This window comes from Oculatella sp. FACHB-28, assembly GCF_014696015.1.
Classification (GTDB): Bacteria; Cyanobacteriota; Cyanobacteriia; order Elainellales; family Elainellaceae; genus JAAUTN01.
Window position 1 is genome coordinate 23,948 of sequence record NZ_JACJPJ010000067.1, and the last position, 25,638, is coordinate 49,585.

A 25,638-nucleotide genomic window follows, 5' to 3' on the forward strand; every position below is an offset into this window, starting at 1 on the left:
TCCAGCTTGTGAACGACTCCAACACGACCTTTATTCGTCTCGGTAAAGCCCTCAGCCAAATTGTGGTGGGTCAGCCCAATCTGGTTCAAGAACTAATGGTTGCGCTCCTATCAGGTGGGCATGTGATTTTGGAAGGCGTACCCGGTACAGGCAAAACGCTGCTTGTTCGGGCGCTGGCGCGACTGGTAAAGGCAGATTTCCGGCGAATTCAACTTACGCCTGACGTGCTGCCCTCTGATATCCTGGGTACCAACATCTTTGACCTGAATACGCGTAACTTCACGCTAAAGCAAGGGCCCGTTTTCACCGAAATTCTGCTGGCAGATGAGATTAACCGCACTCCGCCCAAAACTCAGGCAGCCCTGCTAGAAGCAATGGAAGAACAGCAGGTGACGCTCGACGGGCAAAGCCTGCCCCTGCCAGATCTGTTTTGGGTGATCGCGACGCAAAACCCGCTGGAGTTTGAAGGCACCTACCCCTTGCCCGAAGCGCAACTCGATCGCTTCTTGTTTAAGTTAATCGTGGACTACCCGGAGCCAAAAGCCGAAAAGCAAATGCTGCTCAATGCCCAGGCGGGACTACAAACCAAGCGGCTCGACTTGGTAGAGCTAAAGCCCCTGGCAACGGTGGCAGACGTATTAGCGGCACGTCAGGCAATTCGCTCGATCCAAGTCGCTGAGAATTTGCTGGACTACTTGCTGGGACTGGTACACCGCACCCGCAAACATCCCGACTTGGCGTTGGGCGCGTCTCCCCGTTCCGCAGTAGCGTGGCTTCAGGCAAGCAAAGCAAGGGCCTGGCTGTCGGGTAGAGACTACGTCACGCCCGATGATGTGAAGGCGATCGCCTCTCCCCTACTGCGTCACCGTCTGATCCTGCGTCCCGAAGCCCAACTTGACGGACTCCAGTTGGATGGCGTGGTGTCTTCTTTGCTGAATCAGGTGGCCGTGCCGCGATGATCCCTGCTCCTCGCGTTTACCAATTGCTCTTGCTTGGAACTGGGGTAGGGCTGGGTCTAGCTGCTTTTGGCAGTGGCAATACCCGTCCTGCTTTGCTACTGGTTGCGTTAGGGCTCACCCTGACCTGGGATGTTCTCGTTCTGGGGCTGGCTTTTTGGGACAGTCGGCAGGTTAAATCTAGTCCGGTGAAAGTCTCCCGTGAGTCACTTCAGCGGCTCTCAATTGGGCAGGAGAATCCAGTTCGGCTAACGGTGAAATCGAGCGATCGCCCCGCTACCTTGCAAATCCGTGACTTTTACCCACCAGAATTTACTGCCACTCCACCGCTACTGGAACTGACGCTACCGCCCGACCGCGAGGAAGAACTCACCTACACCGTTTTTCCGGCAAAGCGAGGCGAATATCTGTTTGGCAATATCCAGGTGCGGCAGCTCGGAGCCTGGGGACTGGCATGGCACAGTTGGCGCATTCCTCAACCGCAAACGGTAGCCGTTTATCCCGATTTGTTGGGGTTGCGATCGCTCTCCCTGCGCTTGTCCCTGCAAAACAGCGGCAACATTCGTCGAGCAAAACGGTTGGGCATGGGCACCGAGTTTGCGGAGTTGCGAGAATACAGCACAGGCGATGATCCCCGCCTAATTGACTGGAAAGCGACTGCTCGTCGAAGTCGGCTGCTGCTGCGCGTATTGGAACCAGAGCAAGAACAAACGCTGATGATCTTGCTTGACCGGGGACGCCTGATGACGGCTCAGGTGAAGGGATTGGCTCGATTTGACTGGGGGCTGAACGCAGCTCTTTCACTAGCATTAGCGGGATTGAATCGAGGCGATCGCGTCGGTATCGGCGTATTCGATCGGCAGATGCAGGTCTGGGTGCCCCCGGAACGCGGACAAACCCAACTCACCAAACTCATCGAACGCCTCACGCCCATTCACCCTGTGTTGCTAGAACCCGACTATCTTGGAGCCATCACCCACATCACCAGTCAGCACACTCGCCGCGCCCTGGTCGTTTTAATCACCGATCTGGTAGACAAAACCGCATCATCAGAACTGCTGCTTTCGATGGGTCGCTTAGCTCCCCGCTATCTGCCCTTCTGCGTCACCCTGCGCGATCCCCAAATTGATGTGCAGGCTCACACCTTGACTCAAGATATTCCTGGCACCTATGCCCGTGCGGTTGCTTTAGATTTGCTAGCACAGCGTCAGGTAGCATTGGCAACTCTCAAGCAAAGAGGCGTGTTAATTCTGGATGCACCTGCTAATCAGATTACGGAACAACTGGTCGATCGCTATCTACAACTGAAAGCGCGCAGTCAATTGTAGAAGGTTGAAGGTGGGCGATCGCAGATAGGATCGAAGTAATACCAATTCTCCAAATTGAACTACACATAGATACTCTTGTAGGGGCGTTTCGCGAAACGCTCTATTAAAGTGTCAAAACAAAAAGAAAATATGGAGAAAAAACTATGAATAACTACCAGAACGCTGTATCAATTCTTATAAGATTTGACGCTCTTGGTTATATAGAAGGTATCCAAAGCATCAAAAAATCGATAAAGAATAATCCAATCATTGCAGAAAGATGGGCGGATTTTGTCTCAATTATTCAGAATCGAGAACTTGAACCTGATCAGCCATTAACTCTCGTAAATGATATGGCAAATCAAGTGATTTACGAGAATCCTGATGAGGAAGCCTATGTCTGGCTTGATAGAATGATTCAGAATGTAGAGCGGGAGGATAATGGTCTTGATCCGTACATAAAGCCAGAAGATGACCACACTAGTGAGTTCAAGCGCTACAGATAATGCAAAGCTTTTACAGCAATCAATTTCGCAGATAGGATCGAAGTAAGAATGATCAGTCCTTCAAAGTTTCAACTATGAGCATTGCTGAACAAATTTACGAACTCGTCAAAGCCCTTCGTCCAGATGAAGCCAGTGAGATCTTAGATTTCGCTAAATCCGTTCAAGCTAGACACCTAAACGTCAACAAATCAACCGATACAGCGACTCAAAATGCTTGGATAGAGCTAGTTGAATCTCTTGCTGGAAGTTGGGGCGAAGACTTTCCGAAGCTGGAAGACATTCGTGCTGTATCTGAGCAGGACATCTTGCGGGAGAGCCTCTAAATGTATGTTTTGGATACCAATACCTTGATTTATTACTTCAAGGGTCAGGGGCAAGTTGCTCAGAATTTCATTAAAGTCGCTCCCCAACAAATTGGTATTCCGACAATCGTTCTCTTTGAACTGCAAGTTGGTATTGCAAAATCGACTTCTCCTACGAAACGCATTCAACAACTTCAACAGCTTTTAAGTCACGTTAGCTTAATTTCATTCGATCGAGAGGCGGCTCTTTATGCTGCTACGATTCGCGCTCAGTTAGAGCAACAAGGAATTCCGATTGGACAAAATAGATGTTTTAATCGCAGGGACAGCCATAGCACTTCAGGCAACTCTCGTCACTCACAACATCAATGAATTTGGCAGAGTACCGGGACTTGCGATCGCAGATTGGTATTGAATTTGGTTTCTATTCCTCCAACTCTGACATCCGGAGAGCGATCGCATACTTAAGAACTTCTAAACGCTAACCAGAGTTCCCCTAATTGGCTCCAAAATCTACTAGAGTGAAGTTTGGAATACGGCATTTGCGGCTGAAACAGGTCGAATCCGTATAGGCGAAACGATTGGCTCTGCTGTTGCAAGTTGACCGTGAGCCAAAATTGCTTTGAATGCTTGCCCTAAACTGTTAAATCTGAACCGCTAATTGAGGTTGTCGCATGTCATCGATCCGCGAACTGCATCGCCAGCTAACCCATAAGGAACGTTCTGCTGTCGAAATTACGCAGGAAGCTCTAGAGCGCATCCAGGCACTAGAGCCAAAACTGCACAGTTTTTTGCATGTGACGGCAGACCACGCACTGGAGCAGGCGCGAAAGGTAGATGCCAAAATTGCAGCGGGTGAGGAAATTTCGCCGCTAGCTGGAATCCCGATTGGGATCAAAGACAACCTGTGTACGCGAGGCATTCCGACAACCTGCGCCTCTCGGATTTTAGAGAATTTTGTGCCGCCTTACGAATCTGCTGTCACTGAAAAGCTAACGGCAGCAGGGGCAGTGATGGTCGGTAAGACGAACCTGGATGAGTTTGCGATGGGTAGCTCTACCGAAAACTCGGCGTTTCAAGTGACGGCGAATCCCTGGGATCTGGAGCGGGTACCGGGTGGTTCCTCGGGTGGCTCGGCGGCAGCGGTCGCAGGCGGGGAATGTGTGGTAGCGCTGGGGTCTGACACGGGTGGCTCGATTCGCCAACCTGCGTCGTTGTGCGGCATTGTGGGGATGAAGCCAACTTATGGGCTGGTGTCGCGCTATGGGCTGGTTGCCTATGCGTCTTCACTGGATCAGATTGGCCCGTTTGGTCGGTCGGTGGAAGATACAGCGATTTTGTTAGGGGCGATCGCCGGACATGATCCCAGGGATGCAACCAGCCTCAAGGTTCCCATTCCTGACTATGCTAGTGCGCTGAAGCCTGACTTAAAGCCCAGACGCAAGCTTAAAATCGGTGTAATCCAAGAAACTTTTGGGCAAGGCTTAGATCCAACAGTCGAGGCGACAGTAACAAAAGCAGTAGAACAATTGCAATCGCTGGGGGCAGAGATCCAGGTTGTTTCTTGTCCGCAGTTTCGCTATGGTTTGCCGACCTATTACATCATTGCGCCTTCAGAAGCGTCAGCAAATTTGGCACGATATGACGGCGTAAAGTATGGCTTCCGTACAAAAGATCCAGATAACTTGCTGTCGATGTATACCGAGACTCGCGCTCAAGGTTTTGGGGCAGAGGTAAAGCGGCGAATTATGATCGGCACGTACACGCTTTCAGCTGGCTATTACGATGCCTATTACCTGAAAGCGCAAAAGGTACGAACGCTGATCAAACAGGACTTTGAACAGGCGTTTGGGAAAGTGGATATTTTAGTGTGTCCTACCAGTCCCACCACCGCGTTTAAGGCTGGTGATAAGACCGCTGATCCACTGAGCATGTACCTAACTGACCTGATGACGATTCCGGTAAATCTGGCAGGGTTGCCCGCCATCAGCTTACCTTGTGGATTTGACGATCAGAGGTTGCCGATTGGGCTGCAGCTAATTGGCAATGTACTCCGTGAAGACTTGCTGCTGGAGGTTGCTTACTGCTATGAGCAATCGACTTCCTGGCATCAGCGATCGCCTCAGCTCTAAGGAGCAACGGGTCATTTTTGCTAGTTCCCAAGCTGAGGGTTGGGAACCGGGAATCCTTGATTCCCAAGCCTTGACCCCAATCCCCAATTTCAGCTAGAACGCTTTAGATTAGAAGAGTTTGTAATCTGGACCCTAAACCCAAAGCCATTACATATCGGGATCATGGTTAAAGCACTGTCACCGTTCCTGAAGGTTTTTCTGGCTGTGGCGAGTCTTGTGGCGATCGCCTACACTGCGACTTGTGTTTATTTGTTCATGCGGCAGACCCGTATGATCTTTTTTCCGTCGCCCTATATCCAAACGACGCCGAGGGAGTTTAACCTGCCCTACGAGGAGGTTTGGATTCCGGTTACTGGGGATGGGGATGAAACCGAGAGAATTCATGGCTGGTGGATTCCGGCGCAGTCGGAGCGGGTTTTGCTCTATTTGCATGGGAACGGGTCTAACATTGGCGCAAATGTGGCTCAGGCAAACCGATTTCACGAGTTGGGTTTTTCGGTACTGCTGATCGACTATCGCGGCTATGGCAAGAGTGATGGCGATTTTCCAACGGAAGCTTCTGTTTATACAGATGCTCAAGCTGCCTGGGATCATCTGATTCAATTAGGAATTTCGCCGGAGCAAATTTTTATCTATGGGCATTCGTTGGGGGGGGCGATCGCCATCAACTTGGCGACGCAAAATTCTAATGCGGCTGGGTTAATTGTGCAAAGCTCGTTTACTTCAATGCGCCAGATGGCAAGCTATGCCAAAAATTTGGAGATTTTTCCGCTGGATCTACTGTTGACTCAGCGGTTTGACTCTTTGCAAAAGCTACAGGCGGATGGCTCATCTGGGGAGAAGCTGCTGCAAGTGCCAGTATTGTTCATTCACGGAATTGCTGATACTCAGGTGCCTTCTGTGATGAGTGAGGCGCTGTATGCTGCTGCACCGGAGCCAAAGCAAATCTGGCTGGTGCCGAATGCGGGACACAATGATGTGGCGGATGTGGCGGGTTCGGAATATCTTCAGGTGGTGCGGCGGTTTGTTGATCGGGCAAGTGTGGCGAGTCTTCAGTCGCAGGACTGATGGTGTTCTGAAGTCGATTTTTTGAATTCTGTTTCTCGATTTAAGCTTTTGGGGCTTTGCCCCCAAACCCCCACTGGGGGACGGGCTCGTCCCCCAGCCCCCCTCCGCAAGGGTCTAGGATGGGTGGCATGACGCGCTTCGCATCGGTGGGTGGCAAGGGTCCTTTGCATTGCCCCCACCTAAGAATTCATACCCTACACCCCTAGCCCCTAATACCTTTCGCCGTCAAAACTGCTGGTTTCTCTCGAATGCGGGATTCGATTGGCTGAATTTTTTCGACGAGTTCGATCAGTTGGCTGTAGTCGGGTAGGGGGACGTTGGGGATGTAGCCGGAGTCGCCGATGATGTTGGAGGGGGCTTGCTGCATGGCGGTTTCGATTTGCTGCTGCTGGTTGCGCTCGACGGTGGGCGCTAGCAAAACGGAGCCGGGGGGGATGGGGCGGCTGGTATGCAGGACTCGAAATTTGGTGTCGCGAAATTGGCTTCGGAGGTTTTGAAAGTCGTCTTCGGATAGGGCTCCGGCGGCAATCGCCCCTTCATCTAGCCATTCCAAAACGGTTTTTGGAGTGGGGGCAAGGCGCACTTCAGCTAGGGTTAAGCCATACAGGTCGTAGAGCGGTAGGTAGTAGCCTGCGGCGGAGCCGGGTTCTCCTAATGCGATTGTCCGGTTGGCGAGGTCGCCAAGGGTTTGAATCTGGCTTTCGTCCCGCACGACGATGACCGAGCGCAGGTTGTTGATGCCTTGCATCGTGAAGATGGGAACGTATTGCTGACTGCCGATGGCGATCGCTGCTAACCCCGGTGAAGCAAACACCATTGACCAGACCTGCCGCTGAATCTGCTCGACGGCAGCAAGTTCGTTAAACGCAGGTTCTAGTTCTACGATGGCGCGGGTTTGTCCTGCCAGGTACTCTCTAAAGCGCTCGTATTTTTCTACTGTGTTATCTGTGTCGTAGCTAATAATGCCGACTACCAGTTTGCCAGCCGGATCGGCTGAGTCGTGGGTACAGCCGCTTAACCACAACCCAAGGGTGAGAGCCAGCAGCAACAAAGACACCAGCAGCAAGCGACGACGAAGCAAGCGCTGCTTTTTAGCATCGATTTTGGAAGGGCGGCGGGGAGTCGGCAAAGCTTAACCTCGTTTGTTAACTAAGCTCAGCGCTGAGGGAGGGTTCTAAGGAGAGCTGGGCTGTTCCGGTGTGGGCGATCGCCGCCTCCACAAAACCTCTAAACAAGGGGTGGGGACGACTGGGGCGTGACTGAAACTCTGGGTGAAACTGAGTGGCGATGAAGAACGGATGACCGGGAAGCTCAACAATTTCAACTAGCCGCCCATCAGGTGAGGTGCCACTGATGGCATAACCTGATTCCAAAAACAGATTGCGGTAAGCGTTGTTGAACTCATAGCGATGGCGATGCCGCTCATAGATTACCTCTTCCTGGTAAAGGCGGTCTGCCAAAGTATTGGGAGCAATACGACAGGCATAAAGCCCCAATCGCATTGTGCCACCCAGGTCTACCACGTCCTGCTGTTCGGGCAGCAGGTTGATGACTTTGTTTCTAGATTCAGCGTCAAACTCGGCACTGTTGGCATCTTCCAGCCCAACGACATGGCGCGCCCATTCAATTACCGAACACTGCATTCCCAGGCACAATCCTAAGAATGGAATTCTGCGATCGCGCACATATTCAACCGCAGCAATCTTGCCATTGATGCCACGAGTGCCAAACCCACCAGGTACGATAACCCCATCAACACCCTGCAAATATTCAGCCGCGTCATGCGTTTCCAGTTCTTCTGAGTTGACCCAGCGCAGGTTGAGATCACCGCCCATCGCGATCGCCGCATGGCGCAACGCCTCCACTACTGACAGGTAAGCATCACTCAGCCGCACATACTTACCCACGATCGCAATCTCAATCGGGTGCTTAGGACGATAGAGCCGATCAACCAGCGTTTGCCACTGCGTCAGTTCTGGTTCTCGCTGCGGCAAATTTAACAAACTCAAAGCCTGTTGTGCCAAGCCCTCCTGCTCCATCATCAGCGGCACTTCATAAATGCTGCCTGCATCCTGTGAGGTAATCACGCACTCGGCTGACACATCACAAAACTCCGACAGCTTTTGCTTGAGTCCAGGTGGAAGGGGGCGATCGCTGCGGCAAACCAAGATATCCGGCTGAATTCCAATCGAACGCAATTCCTTCACCGAATGCTGCGTCGGCTTCGTCTTCATCTCCCCCGCCGACGGAATCCAGGGAATCAGCGTCACGTGCATATAAACGACATTTTGCCGTCCCACATCCTTCCGAAACTGGCGAATCGCCTCCAAGAACGGCAGCGACTCAATGTCTCCCACCGTCCCCCCAATTTCTGTAATCACCACATCCGGATTCGTATTCTTCGCCACCCGCAGAATCCGTTCCTTAATCTCATTCGTGATATGGGGAATCACCTGCACCGTGCCCCCCATATAGTCACCCCGCCGCTCCTTATTGAGCACCGCCTGATAGATCGAACCCGTCGTCACACTATTGAGCCGCGACATCGACGTATCCGTAAACCGCTCATAGTGACCCAGGTCCAGATCAGTCTCCGCCCCATCCTCCGTGACAAACACCTCACCATGCTGAAACGGACTCATCGTACCCGGATCAACATTAATGTAAGGGTCAAGCTTCAGAATCGACACCGAGTAATCCCGCGACTTCAGCAACCGCCCCAAACTCGCCGCCACAATCCCCTTTCCAATACTGGAAACCACGCCGCCCGTAACAAATACAAACCTAGTCATAGAAGTGAGAAGTTAGGAATTAAAAATGCAGAGCTGGTAGACAAAGCTTAAGAAATTCAGACCATGTCTATAACCCATTCATTGTGCCATAGGCGCTTCTGATTGCCAGGAAACAGACAGCTTTTCTTTGAATTCACCTATGCAACAGAGCACAGCAAAACCTTGCCGCCCACCGATGCGAAGCGCGCCATGCCACCCATCTCCAATCCTTTGCGGAGGGGGTCTGGGGGACGCGCTTCGTCCCTCAGTGGGGGCTTGGGGGCTAGCCCCCAAAAAAGGACTTAGCTAGAGTCAACAATTTCTAAACAGCAACAGCTTAATCCTCAAACACACTTCCATCCTTGCGTGTAAAGACCCACCCCTGATCGCCGTGCTTTGCCATCAAATCATCATCCGGGTAAACCCCCTGATCATCAGGCGTGCGATCGCCCACCTCCAAATAAACCGCCACCTGCTCAGAACGATTCACCAAATGATGGCCATTCGCCTCACCCGCCGGAAACCCCACCGCCATTCCAGCCGTGAGAATTTGCTCACCCGCATCTGTAATCAACGTCAGTTCCCCAGACAACACATAGATAAACTCATCCTGCTTGGTATGCCAATGTCGCAGCGCAGACTGACCTCCCGGCTGAAGCGTCACCTGATTGACCCCAAAATTGCTTAAACCCACCGCATCTCCTAGACGCTGCTTCAAACGCCCTGCCACCCTTGGTTTAAACAAGTCAGGATAATTGGAACCTTGGCTAATTGGAACATTTTGCGGGTCAACAATCATCACAATTTCGGGTTAACGACAAGGAGAGCAACCGGATTCAGTCACTCAACTTGCCTGAATCCATCAGTTTCGCAACTTCCTCCTGCGTCAGAGGAGATGGAGGAATCTTGCCACTAAGAATTTGATTACAAATATCAACACATACGTTGCAGATGAAAACACCTGGCCCTGCAATCAGAGTATCAATTTGTTCACTATTTTTGCGACAAAACGAACAGCAGGGTTCCAGCTTAGGTTGGGAAGAAGTATTTGTAGTCATAGTTTGAATCTCCTGGAATGAGCCAGATTGGCTTTGATCTTGAAGAAGCGATAACTGCTCTCTCAGTTGATGACGAGATTTATGTAAACGCCCTTTCACAGCACTAATCGAAATCTTTAAACGATTTGCCACTTCTTGCAGACTGAACTGCTCATGGTAGAAGAGTAGAATTGCCGAGCGATTCCTCGGGGATAAAGTATCAACTGCTTCTAGCAACGCAGTGTAAAGTTCTTCCCGTTCTGCCACTAACTGAGGGTCCGATGAACTACCTCCAGTCACTGGCAGCTCATCTGCTAAATTCCCTACCATTGCCTCAAAGGAAAAACAGATTACCTTACGACGACGCAAATTGTTCCGACAAATATTTAGGACAATACCGTATAACCAACTCTTAAAGCATGTTGGATCATTTAGTTTTTCCAGCGAAACATAGGCTTGTAGCATTACATCTTGCACAAGCTCCTGAGCCAAGTCTCCATCACCGATGATTTGTGTAGCAAGGCGTTGTGCCATGGGTTGATAACGCAACACCAGCTGACCAAATGCAGCTTTGTTTCCCTGTTGTGAAAGAAGAACTAACTCCAAATCACTTTGTTCGGACACGCTTCTCTTGCTAAATAACTCTACTGATTAATAGTGGTAGGGTGGAAAAAAAAAGTTACTTACCGTTTTGCCCATGACCAAACCATTCGTTGTTGTGGTAACAGGTCGCCCTGGATCAGGAAAGACTACACTTGCTCACAAGTTGGTAGGACAAATACACTGCACAGCGCTCTGCCGGGATGAGTTCAAGGAGGGCTACGTCAATTCGATTGTCGTATGCACAGTAGATCCTTATCTAGCCAAGGCACGTTTCATTGAGCGCGGACTGGCTAACTTCACACGAGAACGCTTTCATGGCGACAAAGCTACTCTTTCAAGCAAAGAAGGGATTGAGCTTCTGGTAGGGAAATACTATCCACCAGAGATGGATCTGCCAACTTTAACTGTAGATACGACTGATGGTTACAGTCCAACGTTAGAGCAGATCATAGCTTTTGTGATGAGGCCTAAAACTTTAATTGGCAAATAATGCATCCCGCTTAGAACAACTGCAAAAACTGACGAATCTGAGCTGCAACTTGCTCATATTCCTGCTTGTCAGAGTTATTAGTGCCTTCCCGAAGAGACAACTTTTCCCCTGATTTCAACACAAGGTTAATTTCGTAGAAAAGAGAGCGATCGCTATCCTCCTGCTCAGTCACCTTCACAGCCGCTACATCCTGCAACCTTCGTCGAATAGTTTTAGCGTAAAAGATATACTGCTGCCTCAAACACACTGCCAGCCAGCAACATCCCTGCACCGACAAGCTGTCCAAAGAAGTGCCCTGAACGCAAACCGGGATATCCTGCAACCCAACATAGCAGTCCACCTAAACAACTGATCACCACCCAGCCAATCCCTACACCTCGAAACTGTAGACAATCGGGTGTTTGATTTGCGATTTTCATCTTGATTAGGCTTTATGGCGATCGCTATTAGCTTAAGCGATGCCTTTTGGTTTATAGTCCATCATGAGTTCAGGCAGGTTTGGTATGAGCAGGTTCAGCAGCATTGCGTGGAATACAAGCATCAGCTTCATGATGATGGGAATGGCAGGAACAGCAGCGATCGCCCAAACCAATCAACCTTTATCTGTTGTCTACCCACCCGATAACCACGAAACCACCGCCAACCAAATCTTCCTCATTGGCACTGCCCCAGCCGAAGGTGAAGTCCAGGTAAATGGGGAAGCGATCGCCCGCAGCCCCGCCGGACACTTTGCCCCCAGCTTGCCGCTACAGCTTGGCGAAAACGTGTTTACCTTGCGCTACCAGGATCAGGAATTAGTGATTCGGGTTAATCGCGTTTCCGCCGATCCGCCTGCACCCGTCGGAACAGCCTTTGCCGAAGGATCACTTACCCCTGCCGTGGATATTTCCCGACAGCCCAACGAACCGATTTGCTTTAGTGCGATCGCCCCCACCAACGCCACCGTTTCCGTCAGCTTGGGCAATCAAACCATTCCGCTTTTGCTCCAAAACACTACCGATCTACCGCCCAACTCTGCCGTTCTAACGCTGCAAAACCAGCCTGTCACAGCTACCACCAATACCTATCAGGGATGTGGCGCAACAACCCAGATGGGCAACTTAGGGCAACCCCAATTTGAGCTAACCCTGAACGGCGAAACCGTTCGCCAGCAAGCCCCTGGAACCGTAGAAATCCTTTCCCCTGTGCAATTTCAGGTCGTGGAAGTAACTGCCGCTTCCGGCACCGCCCGTACTGGACCCAGCACTGACCATTCCCGCCTTACCCCTCTACCCACCGGAACTAGAGCCACCGTCACCGGACGAGAAGGCGAATGGTATCGCCTCGACTACGGAGCCTGGATTCGAGCAACAGAAATCCAGATTTCCGAGAGTCCCGTGCCACCGCGATCGCTGATTCGCAGTATTCGGGCTGAACAGCTTAGCGATCGCACTCAGATTACCTTTCCGCTCCAGGTGCCCGTCCCCGTTAGCGTCAACCAGGGCAGCGACACCTTTACCCTGACGCTCCACAACACCACTGCTCAGACGGACACCATTCTACTCAACGATGATCCCTTAATTGAACGGCTGGCCTGGCAGCAGATTTCCCCTGACCAAATCCAATACACCTTTCAGCTCAAAACCAAACAGCAGTGGGGCTACGAATTGGCGTATGAAGGCACCAGTTTAGTGTTGTCCCTACGACATCCACCCGAAATAGCGGACAACAGAAGCCAGCCCCTAGCCGGAATCAGCATCCTACTCGATCCAGGGCACGGTGGACCTGAAGATTTAGGGTCACGCGGGCCAACGGGCTATCCCGAAAAAGAGATAAACCTGGTGATGGCGAACCTGATTCGCGATCGCTTAATCGCACGCGGAGCCACGGTTTACATGACCCGTGAAGGTGACGCAGACTTGTATCCGCAAGACCGAGTAGATTTGATTAACCAATTGGAGCCAGCGATCGCTCTCAGCATCCACTACAATGCCTTACCCGATTCTGGTGACGCAGCCAACACCGCCGGAATCGGCACCTTTTGGTACCACCCTCAAGCGCACAGCCTAGCCGTATTTCTGCACAACCATCTGGTTGAAACTCGCGATCGCCCCTCTTATGGTATCTTCTGGAATAATTTGGCACTCACCCGTCCCAGCATTGCTCCCTCCGTACTGCTAGAACTCGGCTTCATGATCAACCCCACAGAATTTGAGTGGATCGTTGACCCAGAGGAACAGGAGCAGTTGGCGGAGGCGATCGCCGCAGGCATTACTGGATGGTTTCAGACATCAGAAGAATGATCAAACGTAGTATGGGCAAAGAGCATCAACTCGTGCCCATCAAGAAGCTACTGTATGTGAACGGGCGTTCGATTTTGGTGCACGATCGCTTGCGTTCCACCTAATCGAAAGCAGGTTTCCGATTTAATTTTTCCTACTTGACACAATCTAATTCACAATCCCATTTCTAACGCTCTATCTCCTCGATCGCCTTCGGCACACCTGCCGTTAGCACCTCATGTCCTGCTGAAGTCACCAGCACATCATCCTCAATCCGAATACCGATTCCACGCCAGCGGAGGTCAACTTCTGGCTGTCCCTCAACGGGTTTGATGTCAGGTGCGATGTAAATTCCGGGTTCTACAGTAAGAACCTGTCCAGGTTCCAGGTTATGGGGCGTTTCACCGTGCTGGTACACCCCGACATCATGCACATCCAAACCAAGCCAGTGCCCAGTGCGGTGCATGTAAAAAGGCTTGTATTTTTCTTCTTTAATGATTTCCTCAATGTCACCTTGCAGCAGTCCCAACTCCATCAGCCCTTCCACAATCACGCGCACGGCTGTGTCATGAATCAGACCGTAGGGCTTGCCTGGATGAACTTGGGCGATCGCCTCCAGTTGAGCCTTGAGCACAATCTCATACAGCGTCTTTTGCTCTGGCGTAAACTTACCCCCTACCGGGAAAGTGCGGGTAATATCAGCGTTGTAGTAGTCATAGGCGCAACCTGCGTCGATCAGCAATAGCTCACCGTCCTGCATCTGGCGCTCATTTTCGGTGTAGTGCAGCACACAGGCGTTCGCTCCCGAAGCCACGATTGAGGGATAGGCAGGACCCATTCCACCTCGCAAGCGGAAGGTGTGTTCCATCTCCGCTTGCACTTCGTATTCATAGCGCCCTGGCTGAGTAAACTCCCGCGCCCGATTGTGAGCATCCACTGAAATAGCTGCTGCTGTACGCATTAGCTCTAGCTCAGCCGGACTTTTGATTTGCCGTAGAGAATGCAGCGTTGGAGCCGGATCTTCAATGGCGATTGGGCCAGTACCGCGCTTGGGATAACTCCTCATCAAGCGCTGCCAGTGCTTCAGAATGGTGTCGTTGAAAGGGCGATCGCGCCCTAGCCGATAGTAAATTCGGTCAGCTTTTTCCAGATATTGGGGCAGCTTTTCATCCAATTCGGCGATCGGATAAACCTCATCAGCGCCAAACCGTTCCTTTGCCGCCTCAACCCCTACCCGATAGCCCGTCCAGGTTTCCCGCTCCGGGTCTTTCGGCTGCACAAACAGCACAAACTTATGCTCTTCATGGTGCGGTGCCAAAACTGCGACTGCCTGAGGTTCATTAAAGCCAGTCAGGTAAAAGAAATCGCTGTCCTGCCGGAAGTTGTACTCCACATCATTGTGCATCACTGCCATCGGCGCACTGCGAAACACCGCCGTTCCTTTGCCAATTCGTGCCATTAATTGCTCACGCCGCTGAGCATATTCCTGTTGCATTGCCATGTGCTGAGGTAGTGCAGATTAAGTGCAAATTAGGGGTTGACGTGATGTATGACTATTAGTCAGTGAACTAGAAGCTGTAGCTCAGGACTGTTACTCTTGTACCGCTTTCGGGCAAATCAGAGCGACGAATGGAAGTTGTGTCACTATTCACCCGTTGAATGGTAGAGCCTTCCATCAAAGTCAGAAATCCATCTATCGCTACGATGTCGCAAGCATTCGCGTCGGCTGCTTGGGTGCGATAATGCGTCGGAATGACAACTTTGGGGTTGAGCGTTCGCACTGCCTGCACAGCTTCTTCGGGAGTGTAAGCTTTTGGGCCACCACCCACCGGAATCAGCGCTACGTCAGGACGACCGATTAAAATCTGCTGTTCAACGGTGATTGGGGAGGCAATGCCGCCCATGTGAACGACGTTAATTCCAGATTGATTCCACTTCCACACCACGTTGGTGCCAAATTGCCGTCCGCCTAAGCGGTCGTGTTCAGTGCTGACGCCTGAGACTTCAAGTCCGTTAAATTGGTAAACGCCTGGTTCAGCTAGTAAACGTGGGTTTCCAGGAATGCCTTCGACCACTCCTTCGTCTAGCAAACGACTGCTGATCATCACCAGGTCAGTGTCTACCTGAGGAGCACGGTATCCTGCCGTGCAGCCAATGGGACGAAATGGGTTAACCAGAATGCGTCGTCCGCCGCCCGTGAACCGGAAACAGGTATGTCCTAACCACTGAACCGAAAGCGCCTCATTAGACTGAGCCTGAACAGGCTGAAACCGAGCGATCGCCCCGGTGGTTGCTGCTGCTGTCAGCACTGCTCCTGTATATCGAACAAACTGTCGCCGCTTCATAATCTCCTCACTTACACTGTGCCACCCTAGGTTTTACTGGGTGATCAAGCTGAAATCAGCAATATTAAGCTTACCGCTATCAGATAGCAATCAGGGCGATCGCTTTTTCCAGCCGTTGAGAAGATTTGCCCCTCCAAGCGTAAGGGTACGTTGACGAGCATTCTTATCTATCAAGCTTGTTTATCAAAGTGAAGCGACAGAACCTGCTTATTCTCCAATTAAATAGCGAGTCGCGGAAAGCAAGTCGCTGTAAATGCAGGTTGGGGTAAATTTTTCTAGGTAAGTGCGACTACGAATACCGCAGGTGAGGGCGATCGTCGGAACCCCTGTTGCCTGTCCAGCTAGAATATCTGCCTCAGTATCGCCAATCATCCAGGCACACCGCGACAGCTCTGAAGCCGCTCTCTCTTGCTGGGAAGACTCCAAAGCCGATACCAAAAGCCGCGTTTTTTCGTCTGCGTAGTTGCGATAAGCTGCTGTCTCGTCTTGAGTACCCCAGATTGCGCTAAACAGGTGAGTCAGCCCATAGTTCTGCAAAATCTGAATTGCCTGCGTTTGACAGCGCAGCGTCACCAACACTAATCGAATCCCTTTAGCATGAAGCATTGCCAGGGCCCAGCGCACACCCAACTGAAGCTGATCCTTATGTAGCAGCGTCGGCTGATTTACGATTTGGCTGACTCGCTGCAAAAACAAATCGATCTGCGCCTGCTGCAAACCCGATCGCATTGCAATTTCCAGGTCGGGCACCCGATCTTGCTTCATCTGCCAGAATTGCACCTTACTCAAAACCCGAATTGGCAGCGTTATTCCTTCAGCTTGGTAAATTGCCTGTACCTCTGCTAACCCAAGCTGATAGGTGCTGTAATACCGCTCAGAGACGTCTACAATCGGCCCATCAAAATCGCAGAAAACCGTTGAACCAGGTGCTAACGCTGGGGCGAATTGATCTCGGCAACGCTGAAACTGAGACAAACCCGAAGCTACAACACCTGTCATTTAATGTTACCTATAGCAATCATCGTGAAATACTTCTTCACACTAGTCGAATAGTCATAAGCCGTCAACAATTTTTCAGCAAAACTATATTAGTATTTCTAATATGTCTCATACTTGCGCTGACGGAGTTTCCAGCAGCAGCGTCACAGGTCCGTCATTCTCAATCGAAACCTGCATCATTGCACCAAACTTTCCAGTTTCAACTTTTAAGCCGCTCTGCCGCAGCTTCTCTACAAACTGGTTGTACAAAGATTCAGCGCTCGCCGGGGCAGCAGCTTTGTCAAAAGAAGGGCGACGACCCTTGCGGCAATCTCCATATAAAGTGAACTGGCTTACGACCAGCAGTTCACCCTGTATGTCCAAAACTGAGCGATCGAACTTGCCGCTTGCATCTGGAAAAATCCGCAGTTCCAGACACTTTCGCGCCATCCACTCCAGTTCTGCCTCAGTATCAGAATCAGCAATGCCAACCAGCAGGTTCAACCCACGCCCAATCAGACCGATGACCTCACCATCGACCACGACTTGGGAATGGGTAACTCACTGAAGAACGACTCGCAAAGTTTTACTGATTGTCTACCTGCCAAAACCGCGACCGCGATTGGTAGAAGGCATACAAACACAAGCTTCGAGTTGCGATCGCAACTTCTCATGATCCAAATCTTGCCCAATCAGCACAAGCTGATTTTTCGGTGCGGTCTTCCACTCATCATCGTCCAACGAAAACCGCTTACCGCTGAGGTGGAAAATATGGCGCTTCGGCTTGCCCTGCTCATCCCGGCTTTCATCAAACCAGAGAATCCCCTTTGCCCGAAACACGCTGGCGGGAAGCTGATTATCCAGGAAATTTTGAAACTTCCTGATCGCAAACGGCTTGTCGCTCAGGAAAGAAATTGAGGTGAACCCATCTACCGCCAAATGGTCTGAGTGATGGTGATGGTCGTGGTCGTGGTCATGAGCGCAGTGCCCATGATCGTGATCGCACTCTGAATGGTCGTGATGCTCGTGAGCGTGGTCATGGTCGTGAGCTTCATGCCCATGATCGTGATCATGGTCGTGGTCGTGCTCAGACGTTGAACCATTCGAGTTGAAATATTTGTCAGATTCAAATAACCCAACGCTTAGGATGAGAGGTAGCGGCACCTGCGCCTGAGTTGTCCGCAAAATCCGAGCGCCTTCCTTGACCTCACGAATCTTGACTTCCAGCAAATCCAGGTCAGCTTCATCAACCAGGTCAGCTTTATTCAGCAGGATGATGTCACCGTAAGCAATTTGATTGTGCGCCGCCTGACTGTTAAACAGGTCAAGGCTGTAATTCTCCGCATCAACTACCGTAACGATGGAGTCAAGTCGGGTCAAATCGCGCAGTTCCGTTCCCAAAAACGTCAGCGCAACAGGCAGCGGGTCTGCCAATCCAGTTGTTTCAACGACCAGGTAGTCAATCTGATCCTGACGCTCTAAAACCTTGTAGACCGCTTCCATCAGGTCGTTATTGATGGTGCAGCAGATGCAGCCGTTGCTCAGCTCCACCATGTTGTCGTCGCCTGTGGTAATCAGCAGCTCATTGTCGATGCCGATTTCGCCAAATTCGTTGACCAAGACCGCGGTCTTCAGTCCTTCCTGGTTGGTCAGAATGTGGTTGAGGAGAGTGGTTTTACCGCTGCCCAGAAAGCCTGTGATGATGGTGACGGGCAACCCTCGCTTGAGGTCATCCATCGTTTCAGATTGGTTAGGAGTGACTACAGATGTCATGGCACAGTGGTAGAAAACGTCAAAAAGTTAGGAGAATGGTGAAAAGCTGAGCGATCGCCAAAGACTAATCTATGAATCTTTGTTTGATCTGCACTCTCCATTATGACTGATCATTATCACTGATCTGTTCTCGGTTGCTAGCCTTAAATTGCAGTCCTTCTCAAAATACCTACTCCCTCATTCCCAATTTCCCTACTCCACCCTTTCACTCTCTAATCCGCCATGCCCCTAAAGCTTTACAACACTCTCACCCGCCACAAAGAATCCTTTGAACCGCTAGAACCCGGCAAGGTGCGGATGTACTGCTGCGGCGTGACGGTCTATGACTATTGCCATTTGGGGCACGCCCGTTCTTATATCGTCTGGGATACGGTGCGGCGCTATTTACAGTGGCGCGGGTATGACGTGCGCTACGTACAAAACTTTACCGACATCGACGACAAAATTCTGAATCGAGCGCGGCAAGAAGGCTCCACTATGCAGGATGTAGCAGAACGCTACACCCAGTCCTACTTTGAAGACATGGCGCGGCTCAACATTCTTGAAGCCGACGCGTATCCCCGCGCCACGCATACGCTCGACGGCATCAAGCGCCTAATTCACGAACTAGAGCAAAAGGGCTATGCCTATCCTGCAGAGGGCGACGTTTACTACACCGTGCGAAATTTTCCCGAATACGGCAAACTTTCGGGACGCAAGCTCGAAGATATGAAAGCCGGAGCAAGCGGTCGAGTTGAGGCTGACCCCGAAGCACAAAAGAAACAAGACCCGTCTGATTTTGCTTTATGGAAAGCAGCCAAACCTGGAGAACCTGCCTGGGAATCTCCCTGGGGAGAAGGCCGGCCGGGTTGGCACATTGAATGCTCGGCAATGGTGCGCGAGGCGTTTAAAACTCCAGACGGAACGTTAGCAGACACAATCGATATTCACGTCGGTGGCGCTGACCTGGTGTTTCCGCACCATGAGAATGAAATTGCCCAATCGGAAGCCGTCACGGGAAAACCGCTGGCGCAGTACTGGTTGCACAACGGCATGGTAAATGTGGGCGGCGAAAAGATGTCTAAGTCGCTGGGCAACTTCACCACGATCCGCCAGCTTCTAGATGCACCGAATGCACCAGATCCAATGGCGCTGAGGCTGTTTGTGTTACAGGCGCAATATCGCAAGCCGATTGACTTTACGGAGGAGGCGATCGCCTCTGCCAAAAATAGCTGGGAAACTCTCCAGGACGGGTTGCTATTTGGCTACCAGTACGGTAGCCAACTGGGCTGGACAGACACAGACGATTCTTCCTTTGGCAACCCAGAGTATATGCGAATTCCTTCTGAAAGCGAAGCTGTTCAACGCTTTCAGGAATCAATGGATGACGATTTTAATACACCGGGGGCGATCGCCATCCTCTTCGAGCTAGCTAAATCTCTACAAAAAGAACGAAACCTAATCGTTCATCAAGGCAAAGCCAGCACTGATGCTCAAGCGATTCGCGAACAATGGCAAATGCTCGTCTGCCTTGCTCAAGTTCTAGGACTGGAAGCAAAACCCAGTGCAGAGCTGCAACAAGCCGATTCCCCAACTGACGCTGAAATTGAGGACCTGATCCAACAGCGGCAGGAAGCTCGGAAGGCAAAAAACTTTGCAGAGAGCGATCGCATCCGTGATGAACTCAAAGCTAAAGGCATCATCCTGGTTGACCAACCAGGCGGTATCACTACCTGGCACCGCAGCTAGATTTCCTCTGAACTGTCCTTACACTCCTGAGCAAGCATTGAATTCTGAATTTTTGCCAAAGTGAAATGGGGCGATCGCATCGTTAGCAAACTTTGCTTTCTGAGGGGCAACCGCCCTTCACATTTACCGGACAGGCTCACTCTGTACTCGTAGAGAAGGAAAGGACGATCTGCTGCCAGTAGATTACACTGCTAGTGAGTCCTGCTAAACCGCCTGTCTCAGGGAAAAAGAATGGACACCAAACTAGAACTGATGTTCGATCACGCCGAAATCAGCAATGTGGTCAATCGGTTTGCCAGCAGTCTAGATTTACAAGATTGGAATCAGTTTCGTTCTTGTTTCTTGGATGAAATCGAAGCTGACTACTCCGACCTACGAAACGAGCCTGCGATCAGAGTCAAAGCCGACGATTTTGTCGCGTCAAGACGCACTGCCCTTAGCAGTCTCAAAACTCAGCATCAGTTGACTAACCTCAATCTGACGATTGAAACAGACGAAGCGACCTGTGTGTCCTGTGTTGTCATTAACCGATTTCACCCCCATTACACGGGTGTGAATCGCTTTAACACGCACGGCTATTACATCCACACGCTAACGAGAACGCCTAAAGGCTGGAAAATCAGCAAAATCAAGCAGATCGTTTTCTGGAACGAAGGCAACCCCCATCTGCACAGCGCTGTTCGGCAAATGGCAGCAAAAGGGCAGGGGTAGTTTTAGCGAGTCGTTAGTCATTGCCCGTAGAAGCAATGCAAGGCGACACAGAAGCATTGTTGTTCGTCACGTTAGCAATGTGGGGTGATGCAGAAGCATTGTTTGCCTTTACATCGTTAATGCAAGGCGACACAGAAGCATTGTTTGCTTTCACATTAGCAATGTTCAACCGGCAGGCACCCCGAAGGATCGCCTTGGATGGGTAGGGGCGTGGTATTCGGGCAAAGCCTGTGTTGAAAGTTTTAAGAATAGCTGCCGAATGCCATGCCCTTACAGAGCTTGCATCTTTGAATCTAGGTTTGTAAGTTTAGCCTCGTCCCCAGGTTCTACCTGGGGATGCTACTCAGAGGCTCTGCCTCCTCCATGAATGAGGCAAAGCCTCTAGATGGCATTACGAGGCAAAGCCTCGTAACGAGATAATTCGCAATCTTAATGACAAGAACTGTGCTTTGATTCAGACGGCGGCACATCTAATGCAGGATTTGCATCAAAAAATCCGACTGGCTTGAGAATAAAACCGCTGTAAGCAGTCGGCATCACCGGATAGTCTTCGGGACGGGGAATGTGGTGATGTCCAAAGGTGTACCACACCACTACATCTGTATTTTCAATTGAACGGTTTGCCTGTGTCCACTTAGGTAAACCTTCACCACCAGGATGCTGATTGGGGTAATCACCTGCCGAAAAGCGCTCATCTTCGGCGTAAGGCGTAACCCACAAATGTTTCGTCATGAATCCGGCTCGTTTCAGAATTGGGGATTCGGGATGAGCGAACGGCAAGATATTGTCACCGGGAATGATTTTGTAACTGACGGGTTGCCCTAAACGGTTTTGCACAGAAGGATTGACGACTTTCCAGTAGCGACCTGCTAGCGGATCAATAATTCGCTGTGCTTCCAGTTCCGTTTTAAATAGGGTTGAGGTGGCGAAGAAGGCATTGCCATAGGGATTGTCTGCTCCCATGGGCTCGGCTTCGGTATTCACCTCGTAAACGGAGTTGTTGCCACCATCAATGTCAAAGTCTAGCCGCAGACTAAAGAAATGTTGATGGTTGAGAGCATTTACCTCTGGCGCAACAAGCGTGCCATATTTGGGAACATCTCCCAACGCACCACATAGGAGAATGCCCGTCAGCTTTACCTCATACTGAATCGTGCCGTCCTGGTAGAAATACCAGAAGAAACCGTATTCGTAGTTATCTACGGTGCAGAAGAAAGAGACAACGAGACGACGCGATCGCCTCACCTCAACGTTATCCAATCGCCAATCTGTATGCTTCCACAGAACGCCAAAGTCCTCCTCATGCATACAAATAGCGTTCTCGATGATAGCCACTTCGCCTCGGCTATCGGTCATTGCCGCATCAAAGTAGCGAATTTCGCCCAAACAATCGCAGCCATAGCGAAGCGAATTGGTCAATACGCCTACGCCATGTTCACCCACGTCAAAAGCATTTTTGCGAAAGTGCTGCGATCGCGGATCACCATAGGGAACGACCATTTCAGCTAGCGATGCGCGATAGAGAATTGGGCGCAGCCTGCCCTGATCTTCGTAACCGACGGTATGCAGCACCAGTCCCTCACGCGGCGTAAAACCGATGCGAAATTGCCACTTTTGCCAGCGCACATGATGCCCATCTACCTCAAAGCTTGGGCCTTGCGGCTGAGTGATTTCTAACGGCTTGATATCCGTCCGCATTGGGGATACAAACTCGGCGGCATATTCCCCTGGCTCTGGCGGCACAGGCACAACGCCCATGTCTTCAATCTGTAAGACCTGCATTTTGTTCAAGTCAACGACGGGAACAAGTCCATCAATGGGGCGAGAGTAAAAGTTGCTGCTGGGCGTGGTTCGCACGTAGCAGAGACAGCGCGATAGCCGAATGCCGTCTTCTCCCGGTAAACCAAAGTGACCGATCGCCCACGGGTCAACGACAACCGACTCTAGAGGAATGTTGCGCTTGGCGATCGCCGCCTGAAACTCCGGGTTGGCTTTCACCGCTGCCTCACACTCCGACAGTTCATCAGGCATGATGTTGGGCTGCACACCTGGAATGTGCTGCCAGGAGGTAACCGTGTTGCTAGTGAGGGAGGCGATCGCCTCATAGGTCGCCCCTGTCGCGTTGTCTAGCAAAATCAAAAATGCTTCTCGCTCAACCGAATTACCCGGTTGATAGCTGAGAATTACTGACTTGGGTGGCTCCTTTAGCACCACTGCCGGAAAGCGAAACTGATCACTCAACTTGCGTTCTGCCCTGACAATTGCAACCGCTCTGGCAATTTCTTCGGGAGTCAAAGGCTCCAGTGGGTGAACTGGTGTAGTAGATAAAGTGGAAACATTAGCCAGATCATGGGTGGTAGTCATAGTGAGTCATCTTGTCGCCGAATAGATATCGTTCTGTGGCAGGTTTCAGTGCCATTCTTGCTGTAGCGATTCTACAAACTTTATCAGAACTGTCTACGCAGCGTTGTTCCGTAGAGATGGTGCAGACAAAAGCAGGTAAAGATATTACCTAAAGCTTGCAAATTACTGATGCCTTGAATACCAAATACGTCAATTCGCGTTACATTTTATTTCACTTAGATCACAAGAGTAATTCAAATCTGCAAAAGTAAAAGTATATTCATAGCGCATTTTTAGGAATAAGGGGGAGAACAAAAAACGAGTTCAAAATCTTAGTTTATTCAATAAAAATTAGCCGTGTGGAGTCTAATCCCAGTAGCTTTTCGTACTGGGGAAATACAGATTTTTTAGTTTTTATGCTGTCAGGTTCCCTCGATTCTGTCATTGCAGATTTCTTGTTGGGTTAGAAGATCAACGTCTCTTTTAACTGTAAAAAATCTGTAGATTCTCAAGTGAGCTTTAAGAGGCGATCGCAATAGCTGCCTGATCCCCGCCCCCCGTGGGTTTGTAAAAGTTTTGCTAGAATGGGAGACTCTGCTAAGTATCATTAACATCGTCACTTGATGTTTGTCCGTTAACATTGTCACTTTTTAACGCCTTAACAACGCCTCATTGCTGCCCCTCATAGCCCTTCTGAGCTTAAGTTGACCGATTGCATTATTTGCCGTCTTCAACTTTCGAGATGACTTGATACCTGCTAATTTGCTTTCATTCAAGCCGAGTAGTTTCTATTGGGCTGATGTTGGCGATCGCAAATAATGCCGTAGCAATTTGTTATAGGCATTGGTTTAGCTGCTTAAGCTAACTTGCTGCTGAATTCACCACAGCAAGCAGTTTGTGCTGCTAGTTTTCGCTGTGAATGATTGGGTTTAACCTGAGCGATTTGTTTTTGTAAGAGGCGATCGCATTTCCCAATTTATTGGCACCCATTCAGCCTTTTGGAATAGCACCAACTCCCCAAGTCCTTGATCCAAACCTCTCCACAAGAAGCGCTCAAGAAACGGGTAAAAACGCCCAACCAAACTACACCAAAATAAGGAATTAAATCATGCCTAAGTTAAACCCCTTTTTCCGCCGCTGGTTGCCTGTCGTTGGCGTAGTTTTACTAGCCGCTTGTAGTAATGGCACCCCCGCTGACGACACCTCCGAAACTGCCGCCGAGAGCGAATTCGCCGCTGCTAAAGACTGCATGAACGTGGGCATTCTCCTACCCGAATCAGACTCCTCCGCTCGATATGAAGCCTACGATCGCCCCTTGTTAGAGCAAGAAATCAAAGTGGCTCTGCCCGGAGTCACCATTCAGTACGCTAACGCCAACAACAACGCCGCAACTCAGCAAAACCAGGCAGACGCAGCCCTAACCAAAGGCGCTTGCATCCTCGTTGTTGACCCCAACGATAGTGAACAGGCAGCAGTCATTGTACAACAGGCCAAACAAAGCGGCGTACCCGTAATCGCCTACGATCGCCTGATTCAAGATCCCGACCTCGCATACTACGTTTCCTTTGATAACAAGCGCGTCGGAGAATTGCAGGGGCAATACATCGTAGACCAGCTCAATGCTGGTAACTTTGGTCTGCAAGAGGGAGCCAATCTGGTCATGATCAACGGTTCCCAAACCGACAACAATGCGCTGCTATTCCGTGAAGGAGCCGTTGAAAAACTGCAACCGCTAGTTGACAGCGGCGACCTCAACCTCGTGTTTGACCAATACACCCCCAACTGGGACAACGCCAGAGCGCAATCCTTAATGGAAGGCGTGCTAACCAAGGAAGAGAATAATGTTCAAATCGCTTACGTTGCCAATGACGGTATGGCAAATACGGTAATTGCAGCATTGCGGACACAAGATTTGAACGGGAAAGTTCTCGTCACTGGGCAAGACGCAACCCTCACCGGAATCCAAAACATTCTCACGGGCGACCAAGCAATGACTATCTACAAGCCAATCATTGAGGAAGCCCGCGCTACTGCCCGTCTGGTCGCAGCCCTCAGCAAAGGTGAAGACACAGACTCGATCGTCAACGGCACCAATGAAGTGATTGGCGGCGCACAGATTCCCTCCGTTCTGGCAACACCCGTTGTCGTCGATCGCACCAATGTTGAACAAACTGTGATTGCTGATGGCTTCTTGAGCAAAGAAGAAATTTGCAGCGGATTGCCCTCTGGTGCAGGCGGCGTTTGCCCGTAAGACTTCACCCTCATCCTCAATCCCCGCCTCTAAACAGGGCGTGCAACTTTCCAAACCTTCTATGGAACGGCCACCG

The 25,638-nt window shown here is 50.7% G+C and carries 23 protein-coding genes and 2 pseudogenes; 13 read left to right on the forward strand and 12 right to left on the reverse strand.

Annotation, left to right across the window (positions count from 1 at the left end; genetic code table 11):
* Positions 1 to 8: 8 nt before the first annotated feature.
* The 7 genes and pseudogenes from H6F88_RS14875 to H6F88_RS14905 all read left to right on the forward strand — a co-directional run bounded on the left by H6F88_RS14875 (position 9) and on the right by H6F88_RS14905 (position 6,271).
* On the forward strand, positions 9 to 959 hold the full coding sequence (locus tag H6F88_RS14875) for an AAA family ATPase (protein WP_190643539.1): 951 nt from the start codon (positions 9 to 11) through the stop codon (positions 957 to 959).
* Complete coding sequence (locus H6F88_RS14880) at positions 956 to 2,284, forward strand: DUF58 domain-containing protein (protein WP_190643540.1); 1,329 nt, start codon at positions 956 to 958, stop codon at positions 2,282 to 2,284. The genes H6F88_RS14875 and H6F88_RS14880 overlap by 4 nt, the downstream gene beginning before the upstream one ends.
* A 143-nt stretch (positions 2,285 to 2,427) precedes the next feature.
* Complete coding sequence (locus tag H6F88_RS14885; RefSeq protein ID WP_190643541.1) at positions 2,428 to 2,769, forward strand: hypothetical protein; 342 nt, start codon at positions 2,428 to 2,430, stop codon at positions 2,767 to 2,769.
* A gap of 74 nt (positions 2,770 to 2,843) precedes the next feature.
* The gene (locus H6F88_RS14890; RefSeq protein ID WP_190643542.1) at positions 2,844 to 3,092 is read left to right on the forward strand and encodes a DUF2281 domain-containing protein; all 249 of its coding nucleotides are present in this window, start codon (positions 2,844 to 2,846) and stop codon (positions 3,090 to 3,092) included.
* Positions 3,093 to 3,486 (forward strand): annotated as a pseudogene (locus H6F88_RS14895) (type II toxin-antitoxin system VapC family toxin).
* Positions 3,487 to 3,745: 259 nt separating this feature from the next.
* Positions 3,746 to 5,203 (forward strand): Asp-tRNA(Asn)/Glu-tRNA(Gln) amidotransferase subunit GatA, encoded by a 1,458-nt coding sequence (gene gatA, locus H6F88_RS14900; RefSeq protein WP_190643543.1) that lies wholly within the window; start codon positions 3,746 to 3,748, stop codon positions 5,201 to 5,203.
* Positions 5,204 to 5,365: 162 nt separating this feature from the next.
* Positions 5,366 to 6,271 (forward strand): alpha/beta hydrolase, encoded by a 906-nt coding sequence (locus H6F88_RS14905; protein ID WP_190643544.1) that lies wholly within the window; start codon positions 5,366 to 5,368, stop codon positions 6,269 to 6,271.
* Positions 6,272 to 6,473: 202 nt separating this feature from the next.
* Here the strand turns inward: H6F88_RS14905 and H6F88_RS14910 are convergent, their stop codons facing one another.
* The 4 genes from H6F88_RS14910 to H6F88_RS33400 all read right to left on the reverse strand — a co-directional run bounded on the left by H6F88_RS14910 (position 6,474) and on the right by H6F88_RS33400 (position 10,703).
* Complete coding sequence (locus tag H6F88_RS14910; RefSeq protein ID WP_242050563.1) at positions 6,474 to 7,400, reverse strand: PhnD/SsuA/transferrin family substrate-binding protein; 927 nt, start codon at positions 7,398 to 7,400, stop codon at positions 6,474 to 6,476.
* 16 nt (positions 7,401 to 7,416) lie between these two features.
* The gene (locus tag H6F88_RS14915) at positions 7,417 to 9,063 is read right to left on the reverse strand and encodes a CTP synthase (protein ID WP_190643545.1); all 1,647 of its coding nucleotides are present in this window, start codon (positions 9,061 to 9,063) and stop codon (positions 7,417 to 7,419) included.
* A gap of 316 nt (positions 9,064 to 9,379) precedes the next feature.
* Entirely contained in the window at positions 9,380 to 9,841 is a 462-nt protein-coding gene (locus tag H6F88_RS14920) for a cupin domain-containing protein (protein ID WP_190643546.1), read from the reverse strand.
* A 37-nt stretch (positions 9,842 to 9,878) separates the two neighbouring features.
* Complete coding sequence (locus H6F88_RS33400; protein ID WP_190643547.1) at positions 9,879 to 10,703, reverse strand: RNA polymerase sigma factor; 825 nt, start codon at positions 10,701 to 10,703, stop codon at positions 9,879 to 9,881.
* A gap of 73 nt (positions 10,704 to 10,776) precedes the next feature.
* Between H6F88_RS33400 and H6F88_RS14930 the strand changes: the two genes are divergently transcribed.
* Positions 10,777 to 11,172 (forward strand): ATP-binding protein, encoded by a 396-nt coding sequence (locus H6F88_RS14930; RefSeq protein ID WP_190643548.1) that lies wholly within the window; start codon positions 10,777 to 10,779, stop codon positions 11,170 to 11,172.
* Between the two features lie 10 nt (positions 11,173 to 11,182).
* Here the strand turns inward: H6F88_RS14930 and H6F88_RS14935 are convergent, their stop codons facing one another.
* On the reverse strand, positions 11,183 to 11,413 hold the full coding sequence (locus tag H6F88_RS14935; protein WP_206756447.1) for a hypothetical protein: 231 nt from the start codon (positions 11,411 to 11,413) through the stop codon (positions 11,183 to 11,185).
* Complete coding sequence (locus tag H6F88_RS14940) at positions 11,385 to 11,591, reverse strand: hypothetical protein (protein ID WP_190643550.1); 207 nt, start codon at positions 11,589 to 11,591, stop codon at positions 11,385 to 11,387. The genes H6F88_RS14935 and H6F88_RS14940 overlap by 29 nt, the downstream gene beginning before the upstream one ends.
* Positions 11,592 to 11,720: 129 nt before the next feature.
* Here H6F88_RS14940 and H6F88_RS14945 point away from each other — a divergent pair, with 129 nt between their 5' ends.
* Entirely contained in the window at positions 11,721 to 13,454 is a 1,734-nt protein-coding gene (locus H6F88_RS14945; RefSeq protein ID WP_199333624.1) for an N-acetylmuramoyl-L-alanine amidase, read from the forward strand.
* A 166-nt stretch (positions 13,455 to 13,620) separates the two neighbouring features.
* Here the strand turns inward: H6F88_RS14945 and H6F88_RS14950 are convergent, their stop codons facing one another.
* The 5 genes and pseudogenes from H6F88_RS14950 to H6F88_RS14970 form a co-directional block, all read right to left on the reverse strand.
* A complete protein-coding gene (locus H6F88_RS14950; RefSeq protein WP_190643608.1) occupies positions 13,621 to 14,928 on the reverse strand; it encodes an aminopeptidase P N-terminal domain-containing protein in 1,308 nt (435 codons plus the stop codon).
* A gap of 73 nt (positions 14,929 to 15,001) precedes the next feature.
* On the reverse strand, positions 15,002 to 15,778 hold the full coding sequence (locus H6F88_RS14955; protein WP_190643552.1) for an MBL fold metallo-hydrolase: 777 nt from the start codon (positions 15,776 to 15,778) through the stop codon (positions 15,002 to 15,004).
* A 207-nt stretch (positions 15,779 to 15,985) separates the two neighbouring features.
* On the reverse strand, positions 15,986 to 16,777 hold the full coding sequence (locus H6F88_RS14960; RefSeq protein WP_190643553.1) for an HAD hydrolase-like protein: 792 nt from the start codon (positions 16,775 to 16,777) through the stop codon (positions 15,986 to 15,988).
* 108 nt (positions 16,778 to 16,885) lie between these two features.
* A pseudogene (gene dtd, locus H6F88_RS14965) lies at positions 16,886 to 17,338 on the reverse strand (D-aminoacyl-tRNA deacylase).
* 15 nt (positions 17,339 to 17,353) lie between these two features.
* Positions 17,354 to 18,529: a GTP-binding protein gene (locus tag H6F88_RS14970; protein ID WP_199333620.1), complete on the reverse strand. Its 1,176-nt coding sequence runs from the start codon at positions 18,527 to 18,529 to the stop codon at positions 17,354 to 17,356.
* 222 nt (positions 18,530 to 18,751) lie between these two features.
* Between H6F88_RS14970 and cysS the strand changes: the two genes are divergently transcribed.
* The 3 genes from cysS to H6F88_RS14985 all read left to right on the forward strand — a co-directional run bounded on the left by cysS (position 18,752) and on the right by H6F88_RS14985 (position 21,174).
* Positions 18,752 to 20,257, forward strand: coding sequence for a cysteine--tRNA ligase (gene cysS, locus H6F88_RS14975; protein WP_190643554.1), 1,506 nt, complete (start codon positions 18,752 to 18,754; stop codon positions 20,255 to 20,257).
* Positions 20,258 to 20,488: 231 nt separating this feature from the next.
* Positions 20,489 to 20,968: a nuclear transport factor 2 family protein gene (locus H6F88_RS14980; RefSeq protein WP_190643555.1), complete on the forward strand. Its 480-nt coding sequence runs from the start codon at positions 20,489 to 20,491 to the stop codon at positions 20,966 to 20,968.
* A 35-nt stretch (positions 20,969 to 21,003) separates the two neighbouring features.
* Positions 21,004 to 21,174, forward strand: a complete 171-nt coding sequence (locus H6F88_RS14985) for a hypothetical protein (protein WP_190643556.1) — start codon at positions 21,004 to 21,006, stop codon at positions 21,172 to 21,174.
* A 223-nt stretch (positions 21,175 to 21,397) separates the two neighbouring features.
* Here H6F88_RS14985 and H6F88_RS14990 read toward each other — a convergent pair whose 3' ends face one another.
* Positions 21,398 to 23,332, reverse strand: a complete 1,935-nt coding sequence (locus H6F88_RS14990; protein ID WP_190643557.1) for a primary-amine oxidase — start codon at positions 23,330 to 23,332, stop codon at positions 21,398 to 21,400.
* A gap of 1,087 nt (positions 23,333 to 24,419) precedes the next feature.
* On the opposite strand from H6F88_RS14990, the gene H6F88_RS14995 reads away from it, so the two are divergent.
* Positions 24,420 to 25,562: a sugar ABC transporter substrate-binding protein gene (locus H6F88_RS14995; RefSeq protein ID WP_190643558.1), complete on the forward strand. Its 1,143-nt coding sequence runs from the start codon at positions 24,420 to 24,422 to the stop codon at positions 25,560 to 25,562.
* Positions 25,563 to 25,638: the final 76 nt, after the last annotated feature.

Bases quoted from the DNA above. Each gene is read 5' to 3' on its own strand.
- H6F88_RS14930 (WP_190643548.1), top strand. From the start codon at position 10,777: ATGACCAAACCATTCGTTGTTGTGGTAACAGGTCGCCCTGGATCAGGA.
- H6F88_RS14885 (WP_190643541.1), top strand. From the start codon at position 2,428: ATGAATAACTACCAGAACGCTGTATCAATTCTTATAAGATTTGACGCT.
- H6F88_RS14950 (WP_190643608.1), bottom strand. From the start codon at position 14,928: ATGCAACAGGAATATGCTCAGCGGCGTGAGCAATTAATGGCACGAATT.
- H6F88_RS14985 (WP_190643556.1), top strand. From the start codon at position 21,004: ATGCAAGGCGACACAGAAGCATTGTTGTTCGTCACGTTAGCAATGTGG.
- H6F88_RS14915 (WP_190643545.1), bottom strand. From the start codon at position 9,063: ATGACTAGGTTTGTATTTGTTACGGGCGGCGTGGTTTCCAGTATTGGA.
- H6F88_RS14945 (WP_199333624.1), top strand. From the start codon at position 11,721: ATGATGATGGGAATGGCAGGAACAGCAGCGATCGCCCAAACCAATCAA.
- gatA (WP_190643543.1), top strand. From the start codon at position 3,746: ATGTCATCGATCCGCGAACTGCATCGCCAGCTAACCCATAAGGAACGT.
- H6F88_RS14880 (WP_190643540.1), top strand. From the start codon at position 956: ATGATCCCTGCTCCTCGCGTTTACCAATTGCTCTTGCTTGGAACTGGG.
- cysS (WP_190643554.1), top strand. From the start codon at position 18,752: ATGCCCCTAAAGCTTTACAACACTCTCACCCGCCACAAAGAATCCTTT.
- H6F88_RS14890 (WP_190643542.1), top strand. From the start codon at position 2,844: ATGAGCATTGCTGAACAAATTTACGAACTCGTCAAAGCCCTTCGTCCA.
- H6F88_RS14970 (WP_199333620.1), bottom strand. From the start codon at position 18,529: ATGACATCTGTAGTCACTCCTAACCAATCTGAAACGATGGATGACCTC.
- H6F88_RS14905 (WP_190643544.1), top strand. From the start codon at position 5,366: ATGGTTAAAGCACTGTCACCGTTCCTGAAGGTTTTTCTGGCTGTGGCG.
- H6F88_RS14960 (WP_190643553.1), bottom strand. From the start codon at position 16,777: ATGACAGGTGTTGTAGCTTCGGGTTTGTCTCAGTTTCAGCGTTGCCGA.
- H6F88_RS14920 (WP_190643546.1), bottom strand. From the start codon at position 9,841: ATGATTGTTGACCCGCAAAATGTTCCAATTAGCCAAGGTTCCAATTAT.
- H6F88_RS14940 (WP_190643550.1), bottom strand. From the start codon at position 11,591: ATGAAAATCGCAAATCAAACACCCGATTGTCTACAGTTTCGAGGTGTA.
- H6F88_RS14980 (WP_190643555.1), top strand. From the start codon at position 20,489: ATGGACACCAAACTAGAACTGATGTTCGATCACGCCGAAATCAGCAAT.
- H6F88_RS14995 (WP_190643558.1), top strand. From the start codon at position 24,420: ATGCCTAAGTTAAACCCCTTTTTCCGCCGCTGGTTGCCTGTCGTTGGC.
- H6F88_RS14990 (WP_190643557.1), bottom strand. From the start codon at position 23,332: ATGACTACCACCCATGATCTGGCTAATGTTTCCACTTTATCTACTACA.
- H6F88_RS14955 (WP_190643552.1), bottom strand. From the start codon at position 15,778: ATGAAGCGGCGACAGTTTGTTCGATATACAGGAGCAGTGCTGACAGCA.